We start from the raw sequence: 24,527 nt of genomic DNA, 5'->3' as shown, positions 1-24,527 counted from the left end.
TCATGCTTGACCGCTCGTTAAACGCCGCGCCCCCCGCACCGCTCTTTGGGCGTGAAGACGGCGCGCCGGCCGGCTGGGCGGTCTCGTCGGGTCAGGTCGGCTACGAAGCGGCGGTGACGGCCATGGAAGCCCGCGCCGCCGCCATCGCCGAAGGCCGCGCGGGAGAGCTCGTCTGGCTCCTGGAGCATCCGCCGCTCTATACCGCCGGCGTTTCGGCCCGCCCGGGCGACCTGCTGGAGCCCGAGCGGTTTCCCGTCTTCCAGAGCGGCCGCGGCGGCCAGTTCACCTATCACGGCCCGGGTCAGCGGGTGGCCTATGTCATGCTCGACCTGACGCGCCGCCGCCGGGACGTGCGGGCATTCGTCGCAGCGCTGGAGGCCTGGGTGATCGGGGCGCTCGCCCGCTTCAACGTGGAGGGACAGATCCGCGAAGGCCGGGTGGGCGTCTGGGTCGAGCGGCGCTCGCCGGGCGTCCCGCCGCAGGAGGACAAGATCGCCGCCATCGGCGTGAAGCTGCGGCGGTGGGTGTCCTTCCACGGCGTCTCGCTCAACGTCGAGCCGGACCTCTCCCACTTCGGCGGCATCGTGCCCTGCGGGGTCACCGAACATGGCGTCACGAGCCTGGTCGACCTCGGCCTGCCGGTCACCATGGACGAGGCCGACGCGGCCCTGCGCGGCAGCTTCGAGGACGTGTTCGGCCCGGTCGCCCAGGCCGAACCGCCTGCATCCTAGATCGAGGCGCCGTAGTAGCCGCTGACCTCTTCGCGCCAGCCATAGTCCGGCTCGTTCAGCCGGGCCTCGTCATAGCCGGGGGCGTTCTTCAGGGTTTCCTTGTCCAGGTCGACCACGAAGCCGTCCTGGGCGGTGTCGTAGGTCAGGACCGACCAGGGCAGCGGATAGTGCTTCTCGCCCATGCCGAGCATGCCGCCGAAGGCGAGCGTGGCGAACTCGGCCTGACCCGAGATCTTGTCGATGAAGATGTTCTCGACGGCGCCGAGCTTTTCCCCCTCGGGGTTGTAGACGCTGACGCCCTCCACCTTGTCGGCGGCGATCAGGCGCATGTCGGTGCGGTCGGCGGGATCCTTGGCCATCGGGGTCTCTCCAGATTGTTGTCGCGCCCTGGAGAACCGGGCCGAAGGACTTCCGTTCCCAAGGCCAAGGCGTCCCGCCGCCGCCTGCCCCGCCTCAGGCGAACTCCACCAGGACCTCGTCGGCGGCGACGGAGTCGCCCTCCTTGGGCCCCACGGACTTCACCACCCCGTCCCGCTCGGCGCGGATGATGTTCTGCATCTTCATGGCCTCGATGACGGCGACGGTCTCGCCGCTCTTGACCTCCTGCCCTTCGACGACGGACAGGCTCACCACCAGGCCCGGCATGGGGGAGAGGACGAGCTTGGCCGTGTCGGCCGCCTTCTTCGGCGGCAGGCGCTTGTGCAGGGCGGCCGAGACGGGCGTGAGGACCAGCACGCGGGCCTCCGCGGCCCGGTGGCGGATGACGAAGCCTTCCGCGGCCGGACGCACCTGGGCGGTGAAGGGCCGGCCCTCCAGGACGGCCGAGAAGGTCGGCCGCCCCGGCTTCCAGTCCACGTCCGACAGCGTCAGGGCGCGGCCCTCATCGGTCAGTTCCAGCGCCCAGGAACGGCCGTCGCCGCTGAGCCGGACGGGATGGTCCGCGCCGCCCAGATTGACGATCCAGTCGCCCCGGCCCCGGCCCGGCCAGGCCCGGTCGCTCAGCGTCTGGTGCATGGCGCAGGCTGCGGCGATGAAGAGGTCCGTCTGGAAGGAATCCGGCTCAACGCCCCGGAAACCCTCCGGATACTGGTCCTTGATGTAGCTGGTGGCGAGCTTGCCCGAGCGGAAGCGGGGTTCGTCCATGACGGCCGACAGGAAGGGCACGTTGTGGCCCAGACCCTCGATATGGAAGCGCTCCAGCGCCTCTCCCATGGCGTCGATGGCGGCCTCCCGCGTCCGCCCCCAGGTGGACAGCTTGGAGATCATCGGGTCGTAGAACATCGAGATCTCGTCGCCCTCGCGCACGCCCGCGTCGTTGCGCACCACCGCGCCTTCGACCCGGCCTTCCGGCGGCGGGCTGTACCGGACGAGGCGGCCGATCGAGGGCAGGAAGCCGCGATAGGGGTCCTCGGCATAGATGCGGCTCTCGACAGCCCAGCCGTCGATCTTCAGGTCGGCTTGCGCGAACGGCAGCGGCTCGCCGGCGGCGACGCGGATCATCTGCTCCACCAGGTCGACCCCGGTGATCAGTTCGGTGACCGGGTGCTCGACCTGCAGGCGCGTGTTCATTTCCAGGAAGAAGAAGCTGCGGTCCTGGCCGGCGACGAACTCCACGGTGCCGGCGGAATCGTAGCCGACCGCCTTGGCCAGCGCGACGGCCTGATCGCCCATGGCCTTGCGCGTGGCCTCGTCCAGGAGCGGGCTCGGGGCCTCCTCGATGACCTTCTGGTTGCGCCGCTGGATCGAGCATTCGCGCTCGAACAGGTGGACCACATGACCGTGCTTGTCGCCCAGCACCTGGATCTCGATGTGGCGGGGGCTCTCGATGAACTTCTCGATGAAGATGCGGTCGTCGCCGAAGCTCGCCTTGGCCTCGGCGCGGACGGCGGGAAAGCCCTCCTCCACGTCCTTGCGGTTCCAGGCGACCCGGATGCCCTTGCCGCCGCCGCCGGCGGAGGCCTTGATCATCACCGGGTAGCCGATCTCTTCGGAGATCGTCACGGCGTGGGCGGTGTCCTCGATCTCGCCCACATGGCCAGGCACGGTCGAGACGCCGGCCCTGGCCGCGAACTTCTTGCTCTCGATCTTGTCGCCCATGGCGGCGATGGCGTCGGGGTTCGGGCCGATGAAGACGATGCCTTCCTGGGCGAGACGCCGCGCAAAGCCGGCGTTCTCCGACAGGAATCCGAAGCCGGGATGGACCGCCTGGGCGCCCGTCTCGCGGCAGGCGGCGACGATCTTGTCGGCCACGAGGTAGCTCTCGGCCGCCGGGGCCGGGCCGATGAAGACCGCCTCGTCGGCCATCTCCACGGCCAGGGAGTCGGCGTCGGCCTCCGAATAGACGACCACCGTGGCGATCCCCAGGCGGCGGCAGGTCTTGATGATGCGGACGGCGATCTCGCCGCGGTTGGCGATCAGAATCTTGGAAAACATGGACACCTGGCTCAACGCAGCTTCACCGCCGTGCCGGAGGCGCTGACCATCAGCATCCCGTTCTCCACGCCCAGGGTCTCGTAGTCGAGGTCGACGCCGATCACGGCGTCGGCGCCGAGGCTGCGGGCCTCGTCCGCCATCTCCTTCAGCGCGATGTCGCGGGCCTCGCGCAGCGCCTTCTCATAGCCGCCGGCCCGGCCGCCGATGATGTTGGTGATGCCGGCGAAGAAGTCGCGGAAGATATGGGCCCCGATGATGGCTTCGCCGGTGACGACGCCCAGCGTGCGCTCGACCTCGCGCTCGGCGAGCGTGGGGGTGGTGGCGGTGATCATTTCCTGGCTCTCCCGACTTGGCCCCGCTTGCGGGGGTCCTTCCGAACGGTCGGGGCGAACCTTAGATTGGAGGACATGACCAAGCCAGCCGACTCCCCGACCACCTTCGATCTCACCCCGCCCGACCCTGCGGAACGCAAGGCCCTGGAAGCGGATCTGACGCCCGAGGAGGCCGAGGTCCTGCTGCGCCATGGCACGGAGGCGCCGTTCTGCGGCGGCCTGCTCGATAACAAGGAGGACGGGGTCTATTGCTGCCGCCTCTGCGGCCTGCCCCTCTTCCAGGCCCACACCAAGTTCGAGAGCGGCACGGGCTGGCCGTCCTTCTTCGCGCCGTACAACGAGGCCCACGTGGTCGGCGTGCGGGACGTGAGCTACGGCATGATCCGCATCGAGACCCGCTGCGCCCGCTGCGACAGCCATCAGGGCCACGTCTTCCCCGACGGTCCGCGGCCGACGGGCCTGCGCTACTGCATCAATTCGGTGTCGCTGGAGTTCGTGGCGCACGGCGAGCCCCTGCGCGATCCCCTGCACCGCGGGGACAACACTCACCTGGCCGAAACGGCCTAGAGCATCGGCTCGACGATCCGCAGGACGGCCCAGGATCGCTCGGCCTCCTCGCCGTCCGCCTCGTCCCATGCCGCCGACAGCCCGGCGTGGGCGTAGATCCACTCGAGCAGACGCTCGCGGCGGAGACCGGCGAGGCTCGACACCTGATCGAGGCGGGCGGCCGTCCGTTCCGGCGTCAGGCTGGCCGCGTCCGGATTGCGGAAGAGGTTGGCGTAGTCGTAGGCGCGTTCGCCCACATAGCCCCACGGATCGATGGCCCGCCAGCCGAGGGAGCCGAAGTCCAGCACGTTGTCGTGGTGGAGATCGCCGTGGAGCACGACCAGGTCACGCTGGTCCGCCAGGAGTCGCGCCGCGGTCCGCCGCGGCCCGGCCAGCCGGGGATCGACGGACTCCTCCAGGGCCCGGAAGAGGCGGCTGAGCGGCGGCAGCGCCGGAGGCGGCGCCTGCCGCGGCCCATGCAGCCTGTCGATCGCTTCGCAGAGGATGCCCATGGCGGCCGCGTCGCCGCCGCTTTTCACCAGATCGACGAGCGATCCTTTCCCTTCCGCCCGCGCCATCAGCAGCGCCTCCTCGGCATGGGCGAGGACCGGTGCGGCGCCCTCCCCGGCCCACCAGGCCATGACCTCGGCCCCGCGGCGCTCGTCGGCGGAAGCGGCGAGCTTCAGCATGGCCGGCCGGCCGCCGGCGGAGACCGGCAGGAGGCGCGAGCCGGTGAGCGGCATCGACACGACTTCGCCCTCCGGAACCAGGTCCCAGAGGGCGAGCCAGGGTGCGAAGGGCGCCAGATCCAGCCTCATCGGCCGAGCCTAGGCCCCTTCAGGCGCGCCGTCATCGGCGCGTCGGCGCGGACTACTCCTTGCCGTCGGTGGTCTTGGCCAGGGTGGAGTTGGTGGCCATCCGGCCCTGCTGGCCGGTGATCGCCGAGGACTCGTTCACCCGTTCCTGGACGCGGAGATTGTTCTGCACGTGCTTCACGCCCAGGACGTCCTCGACGCAGTGCTCGGCGCGGTGCTTGGCGCGGCGGTCGTCGACGCGGCCCGTCAGGGTGACTTCCCCATCCTTCACCTCGACATCGATGTCGCTGGCGTCGAGCCAGGCGTCCTCGGTCAGGCGGTGGTGGACTTCATCGCTGATCCGCTCGTCCGACCGCTGGTACCCCTTGGGCCCACGGCCGCGATGGCTGCGCGTCTCGTCGTAGCGGCGACGGCGCTCGGCGTCGCGATCGCCGAACCAGGAGGCGACCTCGTCGCTGGCGCGATCCCAGAAGCCGCGATCCTCGTCGTAGCGGCCGCGCCGCTCCCCGCTGCGCTCACCGCCATAGGCGCGGCGATAGGCCTCGTCCGGCGACGAACCCCGCCACGTCGGGCTGTCATAGCCCTCGTAGCCGCGGCCGCCGAAACCCCCACGCTGCATGGCGTAGCCTTCCTGGCCGAAATAGCCCTCGCCATAGAGGCGGTCGCGGTCTTCGCCGCCGGCCGAATAGCCGCTCGAGGCGTTGCCGAAATCGCCGTACTCCCGATAGTCGCGGTAATCGCCGCGCTGGCGGCCGTACTCGCCCTGGTCGCCGGAATAGCCGCCGCCGTAGCTGCCGGCCCCATAGGCTTCGCCGCCATAGGCGCCGCGGCCGAGATCCTGGCCGCCGCGGCCGCTGCGGCCATAGTCCCTGCGACCCTGGTCGCGGCCGGAGCCCCTGCCGGCGCTCTCGGTGGTGGCGGCGGGATGGCGATAGCTCGACCCGGTTTCGCTCTCGCCGAACACCGGACCCGGCTCGAACCGGGCCCCGCTATCCTGATTGTAGCGCGCGCCGGCCTCCGTGTAGTCGCCATAGCGTTCGGACTGGTAGCCGCCGCTGGGCGAGAAGCTGCGGTCTTCCCACGTCTGGAAACCGCGTCCGCCGCCGCCGCCGCGCCGGCCGTAGCGCTCGGAGCGCCCCCAGTCGCGGTCCCGCATGCGGCGATCCTGTTCGTCGGTCCACCTGTCGGCCATAGCTCGTTCTCCCGTTCGGTTTCGTGGTCGCGGGCTTGCGTACCCTTGAGTTGAGAAACCGGAGACCGGGTCGGCGGTTCCGAGCTGAAGCGGACCTTAAGGCGACGATTTCAAAGCGGAATGTTGTCGTGCTTCTTCCACGGGTTCTGCAGGCTCTTGCCCTGCAGGCTCCTCAGACCGCGCACCAGACGACGGCGGGTGCCATGCGGCATGATCACGTCGTCGATGTAGCCGCGGCTGGCGGCGACGAAGGGGTTGGCGAAGCGCTCCTTGTACTCCGCCTCCCGGGCGACCAGTTCGTCGGCCGTCTGGTTGCGGAAGATGATCTCGACGGCCCCCTTCGACCCCATCACGGCGATCTCGGCCGTGGGCCAGGCGTAGTTGAGGTCGCCGCGGATGTGCTTGGAGCTCATCACGTCATAGGCGCCGCCATAGGCCTTGCGGGTGATCACCGTCAGCTTCGGCACCGTGGCTTCCGCATAGGCGAAGAGCAGCTTCGCCCCGTGGCGGATCAGGCCGCCCTGCTCCTGCCGGGTTCCGGGCATGAAGCCCGGGACGTCGACGAAGGTGATGAGCGGGATGGAAAAGGCGTCGCAGAAGCGCACGAAACGCGCGGCCTTGCGGCTGGCGTCGATGTCGAGCACGCCGGCCAGCACCTGGGGCTGATTGGCCACCACGCCGACGGTGCGGCCCTCCATGCGCGCAAAGCCGCAGACGATGTTCTTGGCGAAGTCCGGCGAGATCTCGAAGAAGTCGGCTTCGTCGACGACCTTCGAGATCAGCTCCTTCATGTCGTAGGGCTTGTTCGGATTGGCCGGCACCAGGGTGTCGAGGCTCGGCTCCTCCCGCTCGGGCTCGTCGAAGCTCTCGCGCTCGGGCGGCTTTTCGCGGTTGGAGAGCGGCAGGAAGTCGATCAGACGGCGCACCTGGGTCAGGGCCTCGAGATCGTTCTCGAAGGCGCCGTCGGCGACGCCGGACTTGAGCGCATGGACGCGGTAGCCGCCCAGGTCCTCGTGGCTGACGTCCTCGTGGGTGACCGTCTTCACCACGTCCGGGCCGGTCACATACATGTAGCTCGTGTCCTTCACCATGAAGATGAAGTCCATGATGGCCGGGGAATAGACGTCGCCGCCGGCGCAGGGGCCCATGATGACGGCGATCTGCGGGATGACGCCCGAGGCCAGGGTGTTCTCGAGGAAGATGTCGGCATAGCCGGCGAGCGAGTCGACGCCTTCCTGGATGCGAGCGCCGCCGGCGTCGAAGAGGCCGATGATCGGCGCGCCCATCTTCAGGGCCTGGCGCTGCACCTTCAGGATCTTCTGCGCATGCGCGCTCGAAAGAGATCCGCCGAAGACCGTGAAATCCTTGGAGAAGACAAAGACGGTGCGGCCGTTGATCGTGCCCCAGCCGGTGACCACGCCGTCGCCCGGCACCTTCTGATCGGCCATGCCGAAGTCGGTGGCGCGATGCTCGACGAACATGTCGAACTCCTCGAAGGAGCCCTCGTCGAGCAAGAGGTCGATCCGCTCGCGCGCCGTCAGCTTGCCCTTGGCGTGCTGGGCGTCGATGCGCTTTTGGCCGCCGCCGGCGCGCGCCGTCTGACGCTTCGCCTCAAGCTGCTCCAGGATCTCTTTCAAAGGCGCGTCTCCCTCTGTCTGTTCTTGGTCGCCGACCGTTCAGCCGTAATGGGGCGCGCGAGGGGTGGCAAGTTCACGCCGGGGCAGGCGCCGCAAGGGCCTCAGCGCCGGTCCAGCGCCTTGAACCACCGTTCCAGCATCTGCGCCTCGACCAGCAGTCTGGCGGTTCGCTCGGCGGCCTCGGCGTCGATCCCCCACTTCTCTTCCTGGTAGGCCTCGTCGAGCCTGGAGAGCTCCAGCGCCTGGCGCCCGTCGATCCAGCCCCGCTGGAGCGCGAGGGCGAGAATGGCCGAACCGAACAGGGCCGATCCATAGGCCAGGCCGGTCAGGCGGAAATCGTCAAGCTCGAGCGCCAGGGCCTTGATCTTCTCCAGCGTCTCCTCCGGCTGAGACCGGTGGACGATGCCGGCGGCGCGGGCGAAGACCAGGGCGATCTCCCGCTCGGCGCGGTCGATCATCGGCCCCCAGTGGGCGTTCTGGCGCTCCACCAGGGCCTGAGGCTCCTCGGCGAAATAGCAGAGCAGGTCGGAGCCGGCATAGTCGGCCACGGACCGGGCTGTCGCCTCGCGCGCCTTGGGAACCGACTCGATGGCGGTGTTGGCCAGGCGCGTGGCGTGCATCTCCGCCACTTCCAGCGTCTCGCCCTGGTCGGCCCACTCCTGCGCGACCATGTCGGCCAGGGCCCGCGTCGGCAGCACGAGCTGGCGCCCGCCCGGCGCCCGCACCTGGCGCTGGTCGAGCAGGACGGCGAAGCCGGACTCAGCCTCCGTCACGCTCACCGTCTTGTAAAACCGCCGCGGCTTCTCCACGGGCTCTTGAAATCCGCGTCTCAAAATCGACTCCTTTTCCAGCGACGGAATCCATCGCGGAGGTCTGTGGAATGGGGGTTCCGGCTCTCACGCGCAAGGAGGCGCCCGATGGCCCTGCCCGACCGTGATCTCCAGGCCGCCATCGCGGCCACGCGTTTCGGCCTCGGCGCCCGCCCCGGCGAAATCGCCGCCGCCCGCAGTGATCCCCAGGGTTTTCTGGCCGACCAGATCTCAACCTCGGCTTCCGATCGGCCGCAGACCTTTGCGCTGCCCGAACGCCGGCTCGAGGCCATTCGCGCCTTCGGCGCCGCCCGCAAGGACGCCCTCGAAGCCAGCCGCGCGCGGGCCAACGAGGCCGAGGAGCTTCGGCTAATCACGAACGAGCGGCGCCGCAAGTTGCAGGACGACGTGACGAACGACGTTCTGGTGCGGACCGCGAATGCGGCGAACACGCCACAGGCTTTCGCCGAGCGATGGGTCCTCTTCTGGTCAAATCATTTCACCGTCGGCCAAGGAAACATCATCAGCGCGGCCACGATCGGCCCCTATGAGGACCTCGCCCTGAGGCCCTACGTCTTCGGCGCCTTCCGGGACCTCCTGCTGTCGGCCGAGACCCACCCGGCCATGCTGATCTATCTGAACCAGGACCGCTCGGTGGGGCCCAATAGCCTCTTCGCACAACGGCGCGCCAAAGCCCCGAACGGACGCCTGCCCGGCCTGAATGAGAACCTCGCCCGAGAGATCCTGGAGCTGCACACAGTGGGCGTGAACGGCGGATACAGCCAGGCCGACGTCACGGAGTTCGCGCGGGCGCTGACGGGGATCAGCTTCGAGCGTCTGACGGCCTCCGAATCGGCGGGTCAGCCGCGCTTTCGCCCGGCCGCCCACGAACCTGGCGAGCGAGAGGTCATGGGCGTGCGCTACGCGCAGTCGGGCGAGAACCAGGCCGTCGCCATCCTGAGCGACCTGGCGTCAAAGCCCCAGACGGCGCGGTTCGTCTCGTGGAGAATCGCTCGCCACTTCGTCGCCGACGATCCGCCGGAGGCCCTCGTCCGTCGCCTGGAGCGGACGTGGATGGACACCGACGGCGCCCTTGATCAGGTGGCGCGCGCCCTGGTCGGGGCGCCCGAGGCGTGGGACCCGACGCCCCGGAAGTTCAAGACGCCCTACGAATTCATGGTCTCTTCCTGGCGCGCAGCCGGGGCCGCGCCGAGGGACATCAAGCAACTCGCCCTTCTGACCGCCATGGGTCAGAAGCCCTTCTCCGCTCCCTCACCCGAGGGCTGGCCCGAGGAGGAAGCCGCCTGGGCCACGCCCGACGGCATGATCAAGCGCCTGGTCTGGACCGAGGCCTTCGCCCCACGGGCCGTCGGCGACCGCGATCCGAGCCTTCTGGCCCTAGAGGCGCTCGGAGCGCGCCTCTCCGGCTCGACGGCCACCGCCATCCGCCGCGCCGAATCTCGCGGCGAAGCCTTCGCCCTTCTGCTGATGAGCCCGGAGTTCCAACGGCGATGAGATCAGGTCCCACAGCCGCGCCCGCGCCCTCTCGCCGCACCGTCCTCGCCGCAGCCGGCCTGGGCCTTGGCCTGCAGTTCATCGGCGCCAACGCCTTCGCCGCCGGCACGCGGAACAGGTTCGTTCTCATCATCTGCCGCGGGGCGGCCGACGGGCTCTCCGTCACCCCGCCGATCGGTGATGCGAACTACGTGCCCCTGCGGGGCGACCTCGCGATCACCGGCGACGCCCTACGGCTCGACGGGGATTTCGGCCTCCATCCCCAGCTGAGCGCCATCCACCGGATGGCTCAGACGGGACAGGCCCGCATCGCGCCGGCGGTGGCCATGCCCGACCGGATACGGTCGCACTTCGAAGCGCAGGACAAGCTGGAGAACGGCGCCGGTCACGACGCCGCGGTCGGCTGGATGAACCGCGCCCTGGCGAGTCTGGCTAAGGGTGACAAGGCCGAGGGCCTGTCTGTGGGGCCCGTGGCGCCGCTCGTGCTCCGGGGCCCGGTCCCCACCGCCTCCTGGTCGCCCGGCCGCGTGGTCGAGACCGAGGCGCGGCTGCCGACCCTGATCCAGGACCTCTACAAGGACGACCCTGTGCTCAGCGTGGCCTTTGGAACGGGCCTGCAGACTGAGGCCGCCGTCCAGGCTGCCATGAGCCGGCTCGCCTCGCCCGATCCGGAGATGCAGACAGCGGCCGACGCCTCGGCCGTGGAATCCGCCATGGCGCGCGGCGTTTCGGCGCGGGACTCCGCGCGTCTGGCGCGCTCGATGAGCGGCAGCGACCGCAAGGCCGCCCGTACGCTGGGACAGACGATCGCGGGTCTCATGCTCCAGGACGCAGGCGCCGACATGGTCGCCATTTCGCTGGACGGCTTCGACACCCACGCCAACCAGGCGGGACAGCTCGCGACCCGGCTCACCTATCTGGACGCCCTTGTGGACGGCCTTCACTCGGGGCTGGGGCAGACGTGGGCCGATACGGCGGTTCTGGTGGTCACCGAGTTCGGCCGCACGGCCCGGACCAATGGCACCGCGGGCACCGATCACGGCACCGCCTCGACCGCCCTTCTGCTGGGCGGCGGGCTGAAGCGCGGCGGGATCATCGGCGACTGGCCGACCCTGCAGGAGAACAAGCTCTACGAGAACCGCGATCTCGCGCCGACCCTGGACCTGCGCAGCCTGTTCAAGGGCGTGCTGGCCGACCACATGGGCGTCGACCGCCGCGCATTGGACACCACCGTCTTTCCCGACAGCGCGAACGCGCCCCCTCTTCAGAACCTCGTCTAGCGGCGCTTGCGGCCGAAGGGCTCGGGGTCGGCCTCGTGCTCGTCGAAGCCGAAGCGGGCGAAGCCGGCCTTCATCTCCGGGCTGAGCGGCGCCTCCAGGATCAGCATGCCGCTGGAGGGATGCGGCAGGGCCAGCCGCCGGGCGTGCAACTGCAGCTTCAGGTCGCCGGAGAGCTCGGCCGAGGCCTCGGTGCGGTACTTGGGGTCGCCCAGGATCGGATGGCCCATGGCCAGCATGTGGGCCCGCAGCTGGTGGGTCCGGCCCGTATGGGGCCGCAGGGCCATCCAGGCCGCCCGCGGTCCGGCGCGCGAGATGGTGACGAACTCCGTCTCCGCCGGATCGGCCCTGGGATCGCCCTTCTCGGCCGGCACAACCATCTCGCGGTCGCCGACTCCCTTCTTCACCAGCGGCAGCTCCAGCACGCCTTCTGTGGGCCTGGGATTGCCGGCGACGAGGGCCCAGTACGTCTTCTGCGCCTTGCGTCGGGCGAAGGCGCCGGAGAGGCGTGCGGCCGCCTGAGGCGTCTTGCCCAGCACCAGGACGCCGGAGGTGTCGCGGTCCAGGCGGTGGACGAGGCGCGGTCGCTCCATCCCCTCGCCCCAGGCCCCGAGCAGGCGGTCGATGTGGTTCTTGGTCTTGGTGCCGCCCTGGACGGCGAGCCCGGAAGGCTTGTTCAGCGCCAACACCTCCTCGTCCTCGTAGATGACGAGGCCGCGGACGAAGGCGGCGTCCCGGGGGTGCAGGCCGGGCTTGCGGCCCTCCCCCTTCTCCGGCGCATCCGGCAGGGGCGGCACGCGGACGGTCTCGCCGCCGTCGAGGCGCGTATCGGGCTTGGCGCGGGCGCCGTCCACGCGCACCTGGCCCGAACGGATGAGCTTGTGCAGCTGGCCCTGGGTCAGGTGCGGCCAGCGGCGGCGGAACCAGCGGTCCAGGCGCACCCCGCCCTCGCCGGGATCGACGACGATGTTGCGGACCTCGCGCATCAGGCGAACCTCCGGGCCAGATAGAGGCCGGCGAACAGGGCGCCGACCGACAGGACCACCGAGAGCGCGGCATAGACGCCGGCCGCCGCCAGCGCCCGGCGCTCGATCATCAGCGCGGTCTCCAGCGAGAAGGCCGAGAAGGTGGTGAAGCCGCCCAGCAGGCCGACGCCGAGCAGCAGGCGCAGCCGCTCCTGCTCCAGCCCGCCGCGCAGGGCGAGCCAGCCGGCCAGCAACCCCATCAGCAGCCCGCCGAGGATGTTGACGGCGAAGGTTCCATAGGGCCAGGCCGGGCCGAACTGGCGCAGGGTGACGACGCCCAGGCCGTAGCGAGCCGCCGCGCCCAGGCCGCCGCCCAGGGCGACGAGGAGAAGCTTTTCCATGGCCCCTTATGCCGCCGACCGGGACGCCCGCCTAGAGGCGGCCGGTCAGGTGCGCGGCCGCAGGGATTCGTGGACGGCGCGGGCGTCGTAGGCGTTCGGATCGCGCGGCCGCTCGCCGCGCCCCATGACGACCTCGATGCTCTGGACCACCGCCGGGCCTCCGCCGAGCGAGAAGGTCGTCCCGACCCCGATGCCCACGGCGGTCCGCCCGCCATAGGAGCCGCCGCCGGTGCCGAGCGACAGCCGCGGTCCGCGGTCGGGCCGGCCGTCCGTGGCGCGGTCGGTGATGCGGAACCAGTCGTAACCCTGTTCCAGGGTCAGGTCGGCGGCGCGAAGCAGCGCGTAGTCGGCCACCTGTTGCGGCGGCGCGCCGGGGCCGCCCTGATAGATCACGCGATAGCGCCCCGGCTCGATGCGGTACTCGGAGTAGCCGGCGCTGCGTGGTCCGTAGGCGGGACCGTAGGCGCTCGGCGCGGTGGCGCAGGCCGAGAGGGCCAGGACGAGGACGATCGGGGCGAGAAGCCGGCGCATGGGCTTCAAACGCCGGCTTGCGCCCCCTGTTCCCCCCAGCCGGCGGCAGGCGCGAGAGCCAGGGCCTCGGCCAGGCCCTGAAAGTCCGCCGGAGGCGGCGCGCGCAAGGTCATTCGGCCGCCACCCGGATGGGGAAAGGTCAGCGCCGTCGCGTGCAGCATCAGGCGCGACACCGCCTGCCCCCCCAGCATCAGGGCGCCGCCATAGCGGACGTCGCCGGCGATCGGGCGCGCGAGGCTGGCCATGTGGACCCGCAGCTGATGCATGCGGCCCGTCTCCGGCCGCAGCTCGACGAGCGCCGCCGTCTCGTTCGCCGACAGGGTGCGATAACGGCTGAGCGCCGCCTCTGCATCCGGATGATCGGCCTCGCAGACGCGCATATAGGCCTCCCGGCCGGCCTCCTCGCGGCGCAGGGGAAGCTCGATCTTCCCCTCCTTCGGGTTCGGCGCGCCGGGCGCGACGAGGGCGAGATAGGTCTTGGCGACCTTCCGCCCCATCATCGCCTTGCCGAGCGCGCTGGCCGCCGGCTGCGTCTTGGCGGTGAGGATCACGCCCGAGGTGTCGCGGTCGAGGCGGTGGATCAGCCGCGGCCGCGCCTTGCCGGGCTTGGCGAAGGCGTAGAGCAGCTCGTCCAGCGTGTGCACCTGTCCCCGGCCGCCCTGGCTCGACAGGCCCGCGGGCTTGTTGAGCGCCAGGATATGCGCATCCTCGAAGAGGACGAGATCGCGGACGAAGGCGATCTCCTCGGGCGAAAGCTGGATGGTGCGCTGCGGCTTCACGGCGAAGCGTCTAGCGCAGAACCCCCGCGCGGGACATGGCCCAGGCATACCAGATGAAGAAGAGGCAGCCGCCGGCGATCACCAGCGACATGACGGGGCTTATGACCGCCGCCCCGCCCGGGGTGGCGAGCGCGTAGGCCGAGCTGGCGAGGAAGCCGACGAGGGACAGCACGAAGGCCGAGAGCGCCCAGCGGGAGCGCAGAAGCAGGAGCACGCTGCCGGCGACGGCGGACCAGACGCCGACGGCCCACACGGCGTCCATCCAGACGGGATAGCCCGCCATGAAGGCGATCTGAGCCTCTGTCATGCCAAGTCGCCTGTAGTAGGCCGCCCCCTGAAGCTGGCTCATCACATAGTCGTAGCCGCCATAACCGTTCCAGAGGATGGCGATGGCCGCCACCAGCCAGAGATGCCAGGGCGCGCCGCGCGCCAGGGGCGCAGTTTCGGTAGACATGGACGTTCCTCCCCAACGACCTTGGGGACAGGCTACGCTCGCCACCTTGAAAGAACAATGGTTTGTCAGTTCAGCCGCGCTGCTCGCGCGCCGCACGCCAGCGTTCCAGGCGCGCCTTGATCTCCCGTTCCGCCCCGTCGCCCTTGGGGGCGTAGAAGGTCCGGCGCTCCATCTCGTCGGGGAAGTAATTCTGGCCTGAGAAGCCGCCCTCGACGTCGTGGTCGTAGGCATAGCCCTTGCCGTAGCCGAGGTCCTTCATGAGCTTGGTGGGCGCATTGCGGATATGGGCCGGGGGCATGAGGGAGCCGGTCTCCCGCGCCGCGCGCTGGGCCGCCTTGAAGGCCATATAGACGGCGTTGGACTTGGGCGCGGTGGCCAGATGGACCACGAGCTGGGCGAGCGCGATCTCGCCCTCGGGACTGCCCAGGAAGTCGTAGGTGTCCTTGGCGGCGTTGGCGAGAACCAGCGCCATGGGATCGGCCGCCCCGATATCCTCGGCCGCCGCCCGGACCAGGCGCCGGGCGATGTAGAGCGGGTCCTCGCCGCCGCCGAGCATGCGCGCCAGCCAGTAGAGGGCTGCGTCCGGATCGGAGCCTCGGATCGACTTATGGAGGGCCGAGATGAGGTTGTAGTGCTCTTCCCGGTCCTTGTCGTAGGCCGGGCTGCGCTTCTGCAGGACCTGGCCAAGTTCCTGGGTCGACAAAGGCTTGGCCGCGCCGATGTTGAACAGGGTCTCGGCGAGCGTCAGCAGGTATCGGCCATCGCCGTCCGCCAGGGCCACGAGCGCGGCGCGCGCCTCGGCTTCCAGCGGCAGCTCCCGTCCCTCGTGCGCCTCGGCCTTGGCCAGCAGGCTCGTCAGCGCCTCGTCGTCCAGGCGCTTGAGCACGAAGACCTGGCAGCGCGACAGCAGCGCCCCGTTGAGCTCGAAGGACGGGTTCTCGGTGGTGGCGCCCACCAGGGTGACGATCCCCTCCTCCACAAAGGGCAGGAAGCCGTCCTGCTGGGCGCGGTTGAAGCGGTGGATCTCGTCAACGAACAACAGGGTCGACTGGCCGGCCAGCCGCCGCGCGCGGGCCTGCTCGAAAGCCTTCTTCAGGTCGGCCACGCCGGAGAAGACCGCCGAGAGCTGCTGGAACTCGTAGCCGGCCGCCTTGGCCAGAAGGCGGGCGATGGTCGTCTTCCCCGTGCCCGGCGGCCCCCAGAGGATCATGGAGGCCAGACGGTGGGCCTGGGCCATGCGGCCGATCGGACCCTCGGGCCCCAGCAGGTGATCCTGCCCGACCACCTCCGAAAGGCTCTGCGGCCGCAGCCGGTCGGCGAGCGGCGCAGGCGCGTGCGGGGTCAGCCCGGCGGCTTCGAAGAGATCGGCCATGGGCGACTCATAGCAAATCCGGCCGCCGGCCGCGCGCCGTCAGAGCCGGAAGTTGGCCGTGATCTGCTGCCCGTTGCGCTGGATCGTCACCTGCCAGGCGCCGGCGCCGGCGTCCAGCACGGCGGCCAGGTCGCGGACGCTGTCGATCTGCCGCCCATTGACCGAACGCACCATGTCGCCCGGGCGCAGGCCGGCGTTCATGGCGAAACCGCGGCCCACACGGACGACCATCACGCCGGGACCCTGGAAGGGATCGACGCCCAGCTCGTCGGCCACGGCGGGCGAGAGGTTGACCACGGTCGCGCCGCTGAACGGGTTGCGGCCGGTGATGGTGCGCTCGTCGCGGGCGGGCGTGGCCGGCGGCGGTTCGGCGCGCAGGGTGAGGGTCGCCTCGCCGCCGCTCTCGCGCCGGACGCCCAGGCGCAGGCTCTCGCCCGGCCGGCGGGCGCCAACGGCGAAATTCAGACCGCCGACGTCGGTGATCGCCTGGCCATCGACCGTCAGGATCACATCCCCCTGGCGCAGACCGGCCCGCGCCGCCGGGCCGTTCGGCCAGACATCGGCGACGAGCACGCCCCGCGGCGCGGACATGCCGATGCTGCGGGCGATGTCGGCCGTCACCGCCTGGGTCCGCGCGCCCAGCCAGGGGCGCACCACGCGCTGGCCGCCGCCGACGGCGGTCTCCACAACGCGGCGCACCATGGCCGCCGGCATGGCGAAGCCCACCCCCGAGGAGGTGCCCGAGCGCGAGACGATGAAGCTGTTGATGCCGATCAGATCGCCGTCCATGTCCACCAGGGCGCCGCCGGAATTGCCCGGATTGATGGCCGCATCGGTCTGGATGTAGCTGGAAGCCGCATCCCCGCTGGGATCGGCCGTGCGGTTCAGGGCCGAGATGATGCCGTTGGTCACCGTCTGCCCCACGCCGAAGGGGTTGCCGATGGCCAGCACCAGGTCGCCGACCTCGGCGTCGGAGGTGTCGTCGATGGCCAGCACCGGCAGGCGCTCCTCGCCCGTGTCGATCTGAAGCACGGCGAGGTCGGTGCGCTCGTCCGACAGCAGCAGCTTGGCCGGGAACTCCCGGCGGTCGGCCAGCGCGACGATGATCTCCTGGCCGCCGGCGACCACGTGATTGTTGGTCACGATGACGCCGTCGGAGCGGACGATGACGCCCGACCCCAGGGAGCCCTCCACCCGGTCGCGGGGCGCGCCCAGGCCGAACATCTCCCAGAAGGGGTCGACCTGCTGCCGCACCACCCGTCGGGAGGAGATGTTCACCACCGCCGGCGCGGCCTTCTTCACCACCGGCGCGAAGGAGGTCTTCATGTCCGCCGCCGTCTCGGGCGGGGAGCGGGTCGGCTGGGCGAGCGCCGGCTGGGCCTCGCTGCGGCTGGCCGGGTCGGAACAGGCCGCCAGCAGGACGAGGGTCGGGATCAGCAGGCGAACGGCGCGCATGAAGCCTCCATCGAATGTTCGACGCCCGTTTGGCGAAGGTTTCGGGCGCAAAGATGACGGCGGCCTAAAGCACCCCCGCCGGCCGTCAAGCCTGGACGGGAACAGGCGCGCGGGCCACGCGGCTCCCCAGGACGAAGGCCGCGGCCAGCAGGGCCGAGGCGAGATAGATGGCCAGGCCGGGCGCCTGCAGGCTCGCCGCATGCCGGATCGACCAGGCGAAGGTGAGGCCGAACAGGGCCGGTCCGGCCATGGAGGCGATGCCCTGCAGGCTCTGGTTGGCGCCCTGCAGCTGACCCTGTTCGTGCGGGGCCACGCGCCGGGTCATCAGTCCCTGGAGCCCCGGCATCAGGAAGCCGACCAGGGCGAAGATCGGCACGCCGACCAGATAGAGGGTTCCGGTCGGGGCGAAGCCGTACCAGGCGAAGCCCGCCGCGCCCCCGGCGGCGCCGAGCAGCAGCGCGCCCCGTTCGCCGATCCGCGCCACGACCGGCCCGACCAGGAACATCTGCACCACCACCCCGGCCACGCCCGTGGCCATCATGGTCAGCCCCATGGTCGAGGGGCTCCAGCCATAGCGATAGCCCGTATAGAGGACGAAGATGGCGGGCAGGACCGTGTGGGCGAGCTGGAACAACAGGCCGATCGTGGCGAGTCCCAGCAGATCCGGGTGGGACCGCAGCAGGCGCAGGGAGCCGAGCGGGTTGGCCCGAGCCAGGTCGAAGCGGGTCGTCCGCTTCTCCGGCGGCAGGGACTCCGGCAGGACGAACAGGCCGTAGAAGCCGTTCACCAGGGAGAGGCCGGCGGCGACATAGAAGGGCAGGCGCAGGTCGATGTCGCCCAGCGCTCCGCCGATGGCGGGGCCCACCATGAAGCCGAAGGAGAAGGCCGAGCCCATCAGGCCGAACGCCTTGGCGCGGCCCTCCGGCGGGGTGACGTCGGCCACATAGGCGTTGGCGGTGGAGAAGCTGGCCGCCGTCATGCCGTTCAGGACCCGCCCGACGAGCAGCCAGATGAGGTTCGGCGCCACGGCGATGATCAGGAAGTCCAGCGCCAGACCGAAAACCGACAGCAGCAGCACCGGCCGCCGTCCCACCCGGTCGGACAGGAGCCCGAGCAGCGGACCGCAGACGAACTGCATCGCCCCCCAGGTGACGGCGAAGATCACGTTCCACTCGGCCGCCTGGGCCGTGTCGCCCCCGGTGAACTGCTTGATGAGGTTGGGCAGGACCGGGATGATGAGTCCGAAGGAGACGGCGTTCATCAGGGCGGTGGCGAAGATGAAGCCGAACGCCGCGCGGCGGCCGCTTTGGCCTGAAGTCTGTCCGATCATTGCGCGCCTCCCCCGCCGCCCGGCTGCGCCGCTCTGCGACGCCTCCCTCCGGCCGGCCTCTCCCGCCGGCGAGGATGGCCCAGGCCGGCGGTCCGGACAATCGACCTCAAGTCCGCCGCTCCATGGCGGTCAGGAGTTCGCGCCACCACTCCGCCAGACGCATCAGCAGGACCTGGTCGGGGAAGCCGTGGCGCGCCGCGTTCCCGGCGGGGACGCGGTCGAAGCCGCGGTGCTCGACGCTGACCCGCGTCTCGCCGCCCTTGTCCTCGAAGCGGACCTCGACCTCGGTGGTGAGCTCCGGCGGGAAGCTCGCCTGCCGCCAGGCGAAGACCAGCCGCTCCGGCGGCTCCCAGGCCAGGATGCGGCCGATCTCGAACACCTTGCCGTTCTCCAGGGTCTCTGTCAGGCGGCCGCCCTCCCCGCCCTCGAATGCGAGCCGCCCCGGCGCCCGCGGCGTGGTCTGGAACAGCATGCTGGGCTTCCACCAGGCGCCGATCTCCTCGGTGAAGACCTGGAAGGCGCGTTCCGGAGAGGCCGCCACGCGAAGGGCGACATAGACGCGGGAGGTCATTCCTCGCGCTCCAGATGCGTCTTGAAGGCCAGGAGCTGCTCGCTCCACATCCTCTCGGTCTCTTCCAGCCAGGCGATCAGATCGGCCATGGGTTCACGCTTCAGAGCGTAGACGCGCAGGCGGGCGTCGAACGGCGGATGGCTCTCCTCCACGAGGCCGGACTCGCGCAGGGTCTTCAGGTGGCGGCTCATGGCCGGCGCCGAGAGGCCGACCTCGCGGGCCAGTTCGCCGGCGGGACGCGGCCGCTCGCGCAGCAGCTCGATGGTCCGGCGGCGATGCGGATCGGCCAGGGCCGAGAGGGTGCGATCGAGGGCGGCGCTCATCGGGTCGCGGCGGGGCGGCGCAGGGTCACAGTCCCAAGCTCGGCGTCCCACTGCGCCACGCCCATGGGCTTCACCGTCTGGCCGAAGGACCAGACATGGCCTTCGAGGTCGAGCGCCAGATAGGTGCGGTCGCCATAGGCCTGGGTCTCCAGCGGCCGGACGATCTCGGCGCCGGCGGCGACGGCGCGGGCATGGTGGTCGTCGATGCCGTCGTCCAGTTGCAGATGGATGGTCTGGGTGTTGCGGCCGGCCACGTCGCCCGGGGCGGCATGGCGTTCGGACCAGGCCTTGGAAACCCCCACGGTCTGGCCGCGGAACGTCATCTCGGCGTGCGCCAGTCCGCCGGCGGCGTCGGTCACATAGATGTGGGGCTCGAGCCCGAACGCCGCCTCCAGCCAGCCATAGGCGGCGGCCGGATCGGCGTAGCAGACATAGGGCGTGACGGGCGAGCGCGCCTCGGGCGCCGGGGCGGCCGTCTCCACGGCGTAGGTCAGACCCGTGGCGGCCTCGATCTCCTGCGCCGCCACATCGCGCGTATGGCGGCGGAAGTTCCAGACATGGCCGTCCGGATCGAGGGCGCGGTAGGTGCGTGCGCCGTAGAACTGCTCCTCGGGCGCCTGGGTGATGCGGGCGCCGGCGGCGCGGGCCCGCTCGCAATGGGCGTCGATGTCGAACCCCTCGGGCAGGTCGATCCAGCAGAACTGCGTCCCCTGCCCGTCCAGACTGGCCGGACTCTTCATGACGGCCGGGCCCAGCATGTCGCCAAACCACTCACCCGCAACGCCGATCCTCGCCCCGTGGAAGCCCATCTCCGCGTGGGCGACCTGCCCTTCGGCGTCCGTAAGCAGGGTCGTGACCTCGAAGCCGAAGGCGCGTTCGAGCCAGTCGAGCGACGCCTTGGGGTCACGGCAGACGACGGTGGATGTGAGGCGGGCGGCGGGGGTCATGGATAGGTCCTTTCGGATATCTCCAATATTTAACTCATTCTGCAATCATATCGTCAAGCCTCCCCGCCCGTGAACTTTCGGCCGGAGCGGCTCAGGAGCCCAGGGCGGGGGCAAGCGCCTGCAGGTCGCCCTCGTTCGCCTCAGGCGCCACGCCCAGCAGCCGCGCCAGCAGCGGGTAGACGTCCACATTTTCGAACACCGGCAGGACGACGCCGCTGCGGAAGCTGGGACCCGCCGCCAGGAACAGGGCGGCCATGGCGGGATCGGCGGGGTCGTAGCCGTGGGCGCCGCCGGCCATCGGGCGTCGCCCCGCCGTCGCCCGGGGCAGGATCTCCCAGCCGATCTCCGCCAGGCAGAAGATCTCCGGCACACGCCGGTGCTGGCCATAGGCGAAGCGGGCGGGCAGCTCGTCCTTGCGCCAGCAGTCCATGTGGTCGTGCTCGCGCAGCAGGGCCGCCTCGGCCTGGGCGCGGCGATCCGGCGCCGGCGCGAAGGCGAGATAGGGGCCGGTCACGAGGGCGCGGCCGTCGGCCGCCTCCACCAGGTCCTCCAGCACGATCGTCCGCGCGCGCGAAGTCGCGGCCATGCCATGGTCGGCGACCACGACGAGCTCGGTCTGGGCCAGCAGCCCCCTCGCCTCCAGTCCGTCCACCAGCCGCCCGACGGCCGCGTCGGTGCGCGCCAGCGCCGCGTTCACCTCCTCGGAGTCCGGCCCGTTCCAGTGGCCGTAGCTGTCGACCTCGTCGAAATAGAGGGTGAGGAAGGCGGGACGTTCCGGCTGGTCCAGCCAGGCCAAGACCTGATCGACCCGGGCCTGGGCGCTCATCGACTGATCGAACTTCATCCAGTAGGTCGGATGGACGCCGCCGATCCCCGCCTCCGATCCCGGCCAGAACATGGTCGCCGTCGGCAGACCGGCGCGTTCGGCCGTCACCCAGATGGGGGTGGCCTCGTTCCACCAGGCCGCATCGGTCACCTCCGCCGCGTTCCCCAGGCTGAAGGTGCGGCCAGGCATCTGCGGGTCGGCCATGGTGTTGTCGACGATCCCGTGGCGGTCGGGCCGCAGGCCGGTCACCAGGGTGTAGTGGTTGGGAAAGGTCTTCGATGGGAACGCCGGGCGCATCGCGCCACGGACGCCCCGCTCGGCGAGCGCGGCCAGATGGGGCGTCAGACCCCGGTCCAGATAGTCTGGCCGAAAGCCGTCGATGGAGATCAGTATGACCGGCTGCGGCCGGCGCTCCGCCGCCATTTGCGGAGCCGGACTGGCGCAGGCGGCGAAGCACAGGCTGATGAGCAGAAGCGCGAGGCGGGACAATGGGCTCATGGCGGCATGCCTAGCCCAGCTGCGTGACACTTGCCTGCGCAAAACGGAAAAGGCCCCGGACGTCGCCGTCCGGGGCCTTGAACCTTTGCGTCGCTGTCGCGAGCCTTACGCCTCCGCGAAGACTTCCGGCTTCGGACCGGAATCCTTGCCCTTTTCCGACGGGTCGCGGTCGACGAACTCGATCACGGCCATCGGGGCGTTGTCGCCGTAGCGATAGCCGGCCTTGAGCACGCGGATATAGCCGCCGTTGCGGTTCGCGTAGCGCGGGCCGAGCACGGCGAAGAGCTTGCCCACCTGCTCGATGTCGCGGACCTGGCTGATCGCCTGGCGGCGGGCGTGCAGGTCGCCGCGCTTGGCGAGCGTCACCAGCTTCTCGACGAACGGGCGCAGTTCCTTGGCCTTCGGCAGGGTCGTGACGATCTGCTCATGCTTGATCAGGCTGGCCGACATGTTGGCGAACATGGCGGTGCGGTGGGCGGTGGTGCGACCCAGTTTACGGTGGGCTTTTCCGTGACGCATATCTCTGTCTCCTGGGCTCGTCCGCCCGCCTGGCGCCCCCCTTCTGCTGGGCGACGCCTCGTCTGATCAATCCCAGCCTGCTCCCGCCTGGGTCATTACGAAGCGCCGGGACCCTCCACCGCTGGCGCGGCTTCCTCAGGCCCTGGCCGCCGAAGCGGCCCGAAGTCAGCGCGGAACCGAATTACATCTGGTCTTCGAACTTCTTGGCGAGGTCTTCGATGTTCTCGGGCGGCCAGTTGGGCACGTCCATGCCCAGGTGCAGGCCCATGCCGGCGAGGACTTCCTTGATCTCGTTCAGCGACTTGCGGCCGAAGTTCGGGGTGCGGAGCATCTCCGCCTCCGTCTTCTGGATCAGGTCGCCGATATAGACGATGTTGTCGTTCTTCAGGCAGTTGGCCGAACGGACCGACAGCTCCAGCTCGTCGACCTTCTTCAGCAGCGCCGGGTTGAACGGCAGCTCCGGCTTGGCCTCGCCCTCGACCTTCTTCTTCGGCTCTTCGAAGGTGATGAAGATCTGCAGCTGGTCCTGGAGGATGCGCGCGGCGTAGGCCACGGCGTCAACGGGCGAAACCGCGCCGTTGGTCTCCACTTCCATGATCAGCTTGTCGTAGTCGAGGCTCTGGCCCTGACGGGTGGGCTCGACGCGATAGGCGACGCGCTTGACCGGCGAATAGAGGGCGTCGACGGCGATGAGGCCGATCGGCGCATCTTCCGGCCGGTTCATCTCGGCGGGGACGTAGCCCTTGCCGGTCTGGACCGTGAACTCCATGCGCACATTGGCGCCGTCATCCAGCGTGCAGAGCACGTGGTCGGGGTTCAGGATCTCGATGTCCGAAGGCGTCTCGATCTGGCCGGCGGTGACCACGCCGGGGCCCGTGGCGCGCAGGGTCATGCGCTTGGGCCCCTCGGAGTGCATGCGCACGGCGAGCTGCTTGATGTTGAGCACGATGTCGACGACGTCCTCGCGGACGCCTTCGAGGGACGAGAACTCGTGCACCACGCCGTCGATCTGCACCGCGGTCACGGCCGCGCCTTGCAGAGAGGACAGGAGCACGCGACGCAGGCTGTTGCCCAGGGTCACGCCGAAGCCGCGCTCGAGAGGTTCGGCGACGATGCGGGCCTTGCGGCTGGCGTCAGAACCGGTCTCGATCAGCGGCTTTTCGGGACGGATGAGCTCGTTCCAGTTTCTTTCGATCACGGATGGGTGTCCCTAGAAACGCAGGATCGCCGGCCGCGAAACGCGGGCCGGCGCAGGAAGTGCGAAAGCCAGTCCTTTAGACGCGCCGGCGCTTGGGCGGACGGCAGCCGTTGTGCGGAATGGGGGTCACATCGCGGATGGTGGTGATCGTCATGCCGACCGCCTGCAGCGCACGCAGGGCCGACTCACGACCAGAACCGGGGCCCGAGACGTTCACTTCCAGGGTCTTCACGCCGTGCTCGGCGGCCTTGCGGCCCGCGTCCTCGGCGGCCATCTGGGCGGCGTAGGGGGTCGACTTCCGCGACCCCTTGAAACCCATCATCCCGGCCGACGACCAGGAGATGGTGTTCCCCTGCGCATCGGTGATCGTGATCATGGTGTTGTTGAACGAGGCGTTCACGTGCGCCACGCCGGAGGTGATGTTCTTGCGCTCACGCCGTTTGACGCGCGCCGGTTCCTTGGCCATCGGCTAAGCTCTCTTACTTATTTCTTCTTGCCGGCGATCGGCTTGGCGGGACCCTTGCGGGTGCGCGCATTGGTGTGCGTACGCTGACCACGGACCGGCAGACCCTTGCGGTGACGCAGGCCGCGGTAGCAGGCCAGGTCCATCAGCCGCTTGATGTTGACGGCCGTCTCGCGGCGCAGGTCGCCCTCGACGAGATAGTCGCGGTCGATGGTCTCGCGGATTTGCAGCACCTCAGCGTCGGTCAGCTCGTTGACGCGACGGGCGGGCTCGATGCCCACCTTCTGGACAATCTCGGCGGCCTTCGCCTGACCGATGCCATGGATGTACTGCAGCGCGATCACGACGCGCTTGTTGGTCGGAATGTTGACGCCTGCGATGCGGGCCACTGGGATATTCTCCTGGTCACGCAAAGATGCGCGAACGGCGCCCGGCCCATATGAAAACGGAGCCGCGCGTCCTTCGCGCCCTTTCGCGGAAGCGCACCGTTATATGGATCGTTGCGTTTCCGTCAATGGGCGAGGCGGAAGATTTCTCGACCGCCCCGAAGCGAAGTCGAGGGCCGCGGACGATCCGCCACCCTCTTTTGTAAGGCTGATGAGGCCCGC

General features: G+C 69.9%; 27 protein-coding genes. 4 read left to right on the top strand and 23 right to left on the bottom strand.

What is annotated here, in order from left to right; translation table 11 throughout:
* The first annotated feature begins 2 nt into the window (after positions 1-2).
* Entirely contained in the window at positions 3-731 is a 729-nt protein-coding gene (lipB, locus tag H2041_RS02000) for a lipoyl(octanoyl) transferase LipB (RefSeq protein WP_293408899.1), read from the top strand.
* Here the strand turns inward: lipB and H2041_RS01995 are convergent.
* The 3 genes from H2041_RS01995 to H2041_RS01985 form a co-directional block, all read right to left on the bottom strand.
* Positions 728-1,090, bottom strand: coding sequence for a PRC-barrel domain-containing protein (locus H2041_RS01995; RefSeq protein WP_293408898.1), 363 nt, complete (start codon positions 1,088-1,090; stop codon positions 728-730). The two genes, lipB and H2041_RS01995, sit on opposite strands and share 4 nt — an antisense overlap.
* A 94-nt stretch (positions 1,091-1,184) precedes the next feature.
* Positions 1,185-3,164: an acetyl/propionyl/methylcrotonyl-CoA carboxylase subunit alpha gene (locus H2041_RS01990; RefSeq protein WP_293408897.1), complete on the bottom strand. Its 1,980-nt coding sequence runs from the start codon at positions 3,162-3,164 to the stop codon at positions 1,185-1,187.
* Between the two features lie 11 nt (positions 3,165-3,175).
* On the bottom strand, positions 3,176-3,496 hold the full coding sequence (locus tag H2041_RS01985) for a heavy metal-binding domain-containing protein (RefSeq protein WP_293408896.1): 321 nt from the start codon (positions 3,494-3,496) through the stop codon (positions 3,176-3,178).
* 75 nt (positions 3,497-3,571) lie between these two features.
* On the opposite strand from H2041_RS01985, the gene msrB reads away from it, so the two are divergent.
* Positions 3,572-4,063 carry a peptide-methionine (R)-S-oxide reductase MsrB gene (msrB, locus tag H2041_RS01980; RefSeq protein WP_293408895.1) on the top strand — a complete coding sequence of 164 codons (492 nt, stop codon included), beginning with the start codon at positions 3,572-3,574 and terminating at the stop codon, positions 4,061-4,063.
* Here msrB and H2041_RS01975 read toward each other — a convergent pair.
* From H2041_RS01975 to H2041_RS01960, 4 genes are all read right to left on the bottom strand, one after another.
* Entirely contained in the window at positions 4,060-4,860 is an 801-nt protein-coding gene (locus H2041_RS01975; RefSeq protein ID WP_293408893.1) for an aminoglycoside phosphotransferase family protein, read from the bottom strand. The genes msrB and H2041_RS01975 overlap by 4 nt on opposite strands.
* Positions 4,861-4,912: 52 nt before the next feature.
* Entirely contained in the window at positions 4,913-6,049 is a 1,137-nt protein-coding gene (locus tag H2041_RS01970) for a BON domain-containing protein (RefSeq protein ID WP_293408890.1), read from the bottom strand.
* A 110-nt stretch (positions 6,050-6,159) separates the two neighbouring features.
* Complete coding sequence (locus H2041_RS01965) at positions 6,160-7,686, bottom strand: acyl-CoA carboxylase subunit beta (RefSeq protein ID WP_293408888.1); 1,527 nt, start codon at positions 7,684-7,686, stop codon at positions 6,160-6,162.
* Between the two features lie 101 nt (positions 7,687-7,787).
* Positions 7,788-8,519 (bottom strand): ATP12 family chaperone protein, encoded by a 732-nt coding sequence (locus tag H2041_RS01960; RefSeq protein ID WP_293408885.1) that lies wholly within the window; start codon positions 8,517-8,519, stop codon positions 7,788-7,790.
* Positions 8,520-8,603: 84 nt separating this feature from the next.
* On the opposite strand from H2041_RS01960, the gene H2041_RS01955 reads away from it, so the two are divergent.
* Complete coding sequence (locus H2041_RS01955; RefSeq protein WP_293408882.1) at positions 8,604-10,010, top strand: DUF1800 domain-containing protein; 1,407 nt, start codon at positions 8,604-8,606, stop codon at positions 10,008-10,010.
* Complete coding sequence (locus tag H2041_RS01950) at positions 10,007-11,290, top strand: DUF1501 domain-containing protein (protein ID WP_293408880.1); 1,284 nt, start codon at positions 10,007-10,009, stop codon at positions 11,288-11,290. The genes H2041_RS01955 and H2041_RS01950 overlap by 4 nt, the downstream gene beginning before the upstream one ends.
* On the opposite strand, the gene H2041_RS01945 is transcribed toward H2041_RS01950, so the two are convergent.
* From H2041_RS01945 to rpsM, 16 genes are all read right to left on the bottom strand, one after another.
* The gene (locus H2041_RS01945) at positions 11,287-12,273 is read right to left on the bottom strand and encodes an RluA family pseudouridine synthase (protein ID WP_293408877.1); all 987 of its coding nucleotides are present in this window, start codon (positions 12,271-12,273) and stop codon (positions 11,287-11,289) included. The genes H2041_RS01950 and H2041_RS01945 overlap by 4 nt on opposite strands.
* Positions 12,273-12,653, bottom strand: a complete 381-nt coding sequence (gene crcB, locus H2041_RS01940; RefSeq protein ID WP_293408875.1) for a fluoride efflux transporter CrcB — start codon at positions 12,651-12,653, stop codon at positions 12,273-12,275. The genes H2041_RS01945 and crcB overlap by 1 nt, the downstream gene beginning before the upstream one ends.
* 45 nt (positions 12,654-12,698) lie before the next feature.
* Positions 12,699-13,184: a hypothetical protein gene (locus tag H2041_RS01935; protein WP_293408873.1), complete on the bottom strand. Its 486-nt coding sequence runs from the start codon at positions 13,182-13,184 to the stop codon at positions 12,699-12,701.
* A gap of 5 nt (positions 13,185-13,189) precedes the next feature.
* Entirely contained in the window at positions 13,190-13,963 is a 774-nt protein-coding gene (locus H2041_RS01930; protein WP_293408871.1) for an RluA family pseudouridine synthase, read from the bottom strand.
* A gap of 10 nt (positions 13,964-13,973) precedes the next feature.
* Positions 13,974-14,417 carry a hypothetical protein gene (locus H2041_RS01925; protein ID WP_293408868.1) on the bottom strand — a complete coding sequence of 148 codons (444 nt, stop codon included), beginning with the start codon at positions 14,415-14,417 and terminating at the stop codon, positions 13,974-13,976.
* 70 nt (positions 14,418-14,487) lie between these two features.
* A complete protein-coding gene (locus H2041_RS01920) occupies positions 14,488-15,789 on the bottom strand; it encodes a replication-associated recombination protein A (RefSeq protein ID WP_293408866.1) in 1,302 nt (433 codons plus the stop codon).
* 39 nt (positions 15,790-15,828) lie between these two features.
* Positions 15,829-17,244 (bottom strand): Do family serine endopeptidase, encoded by a 1,416-nt coding sequence (locus H2041_RS01915; protein WP_293408863.1) that lies wholly within the window; start codon positions 17,242-17,244, stop codon positions 15,829-15,831.
* 85 nt (positions 17,245-17,329) lie between these two features.
* A complete protein-coding gene (locus H2041_RS01910) occupies positions 17,330-18,574 on the bottom strand; it encodes a TCR/Tet family MFS transporter (RefSeq protein ID WP_293408861.1) in 1,245 nt (414 codons plus the stop codon).
* A gap of 106 nt (positions 18,575-18,680) precedes the next feature.
* A complete protein-coding gene (locus H2041_RS01905) occupies positions 18,681-19,145 on the bottom strand; it encodes an SRPBCC family protein (RefSeq protein ID WP_293408860.1) in 465 nt (154 codons plus the stop codon).
* Positions 19,142-19,468, bottom strand: a complete 327-nt coding sequence (locus H2041_RS01900; protein WP_293408858.1) for a helix-turn-helix transcriptional regulator — start codon at positions 19,466-19,468, stop codon at positions 19,142-19,144. Before H2041_RS01900 ends, H2041_RS01905 begins: the two co-directional genes overlap by 4 nt.
* Positions 19,465-20,415: a VOC family protein gene (locus tag H2041_RS01895; RefSeq protein ID WP_293408857.1), complete on the bottom strand. Its 951-nt coding sequence runs from the start codon at positions 20,413-20,415 to the stop codon at positions 19,465-19,467. The genes H2041_RS01900 and H2041_RS01895 overlap by 4 nt, the downstream gene beginning before the upstream one ends.
* A 91-nt stretch (positions 20,416-20,506) precedes the next feature.
* Entirely contained in the window at positions 20,507-21,739 is a 1,233-nt protein-coding gene (locus H2041_RS01890) for an ectonucleotide pyrophosphatase/phosphodiesterase (RefSeq protein WP_293408855.1), read from the bottom strand.
* A gap of 105 nt (positions 21,740-21,844) precedes the next feature.
* Positions 21,845-22,258 carry a 50S ribosomal protein L17 gene (rplQ, locus tag H2041_RS01885; protein ID WP_293408853.1) on the bottom strand — a complete coding sequence of 138 codons (414 nt, stop codon included), beginning with the start codon at positions 22,256-22,258 and terminating at the stop codon, positions 21,845-21,847.
* Positions 22,259-22,439: 181 nt separating this feature from the next.
* Positions 22,440-23,456 carry a DNA-directed RNA polymerase subunit alpha gene (locus H2041_RS01880; RefSeq protein WP_293408851.1) on the bottom strand — a complete coding sequence of 339 codons (1,017 nt, stop codon included), beginning with the start codon at positions 23,454-23,456 and terminating at the stop codon, positions 22,440-22,442.
* A gap of 76 nt (positions 23,457-23,532) precedes the next feature.
* Positions 23,533-23,922: a 30S ribosomal protein S11 gene (gene rpsK, locus H2041_RS01875; RefSeq protein ID WP_056018114.1), complete on the bottom strand. Its 390-nt coding sequence runs from the start codon at positions 23,920-23,922 to the stop codon at positions 23,533-23,535.
* 17 nt (positions 23,923-23,939) lie between these two features.
* Positions 23,940-24,308, bottom strand: a complete 369-nt coding sequence (gene rpsM / locus H2041_RS01870) for a 30S ribosomal protein S13 (RefSeq protein WP_293408849.1) — start codon at positions 24,306-24,308, stop codon at positions 23,940-23,942.
* Between the last annotated feature and the right edge of the window lie 219 nt (positions 24,309-24,527).

Origin of the sequence: Phenylobacterium sp. (assembly GCF_013911965.1) — a bacterium.
Classification (GTDB): Bacteria; Pseudomonadota; Alphaproteobacteria; order Caulobacterales; family Caulobacteraceae; genus Phenylobacterium.
Note: the sequence above shows the minus strand (reverse complement) of the source record. Positions and strands in the feature narration are given on the sequence as shown.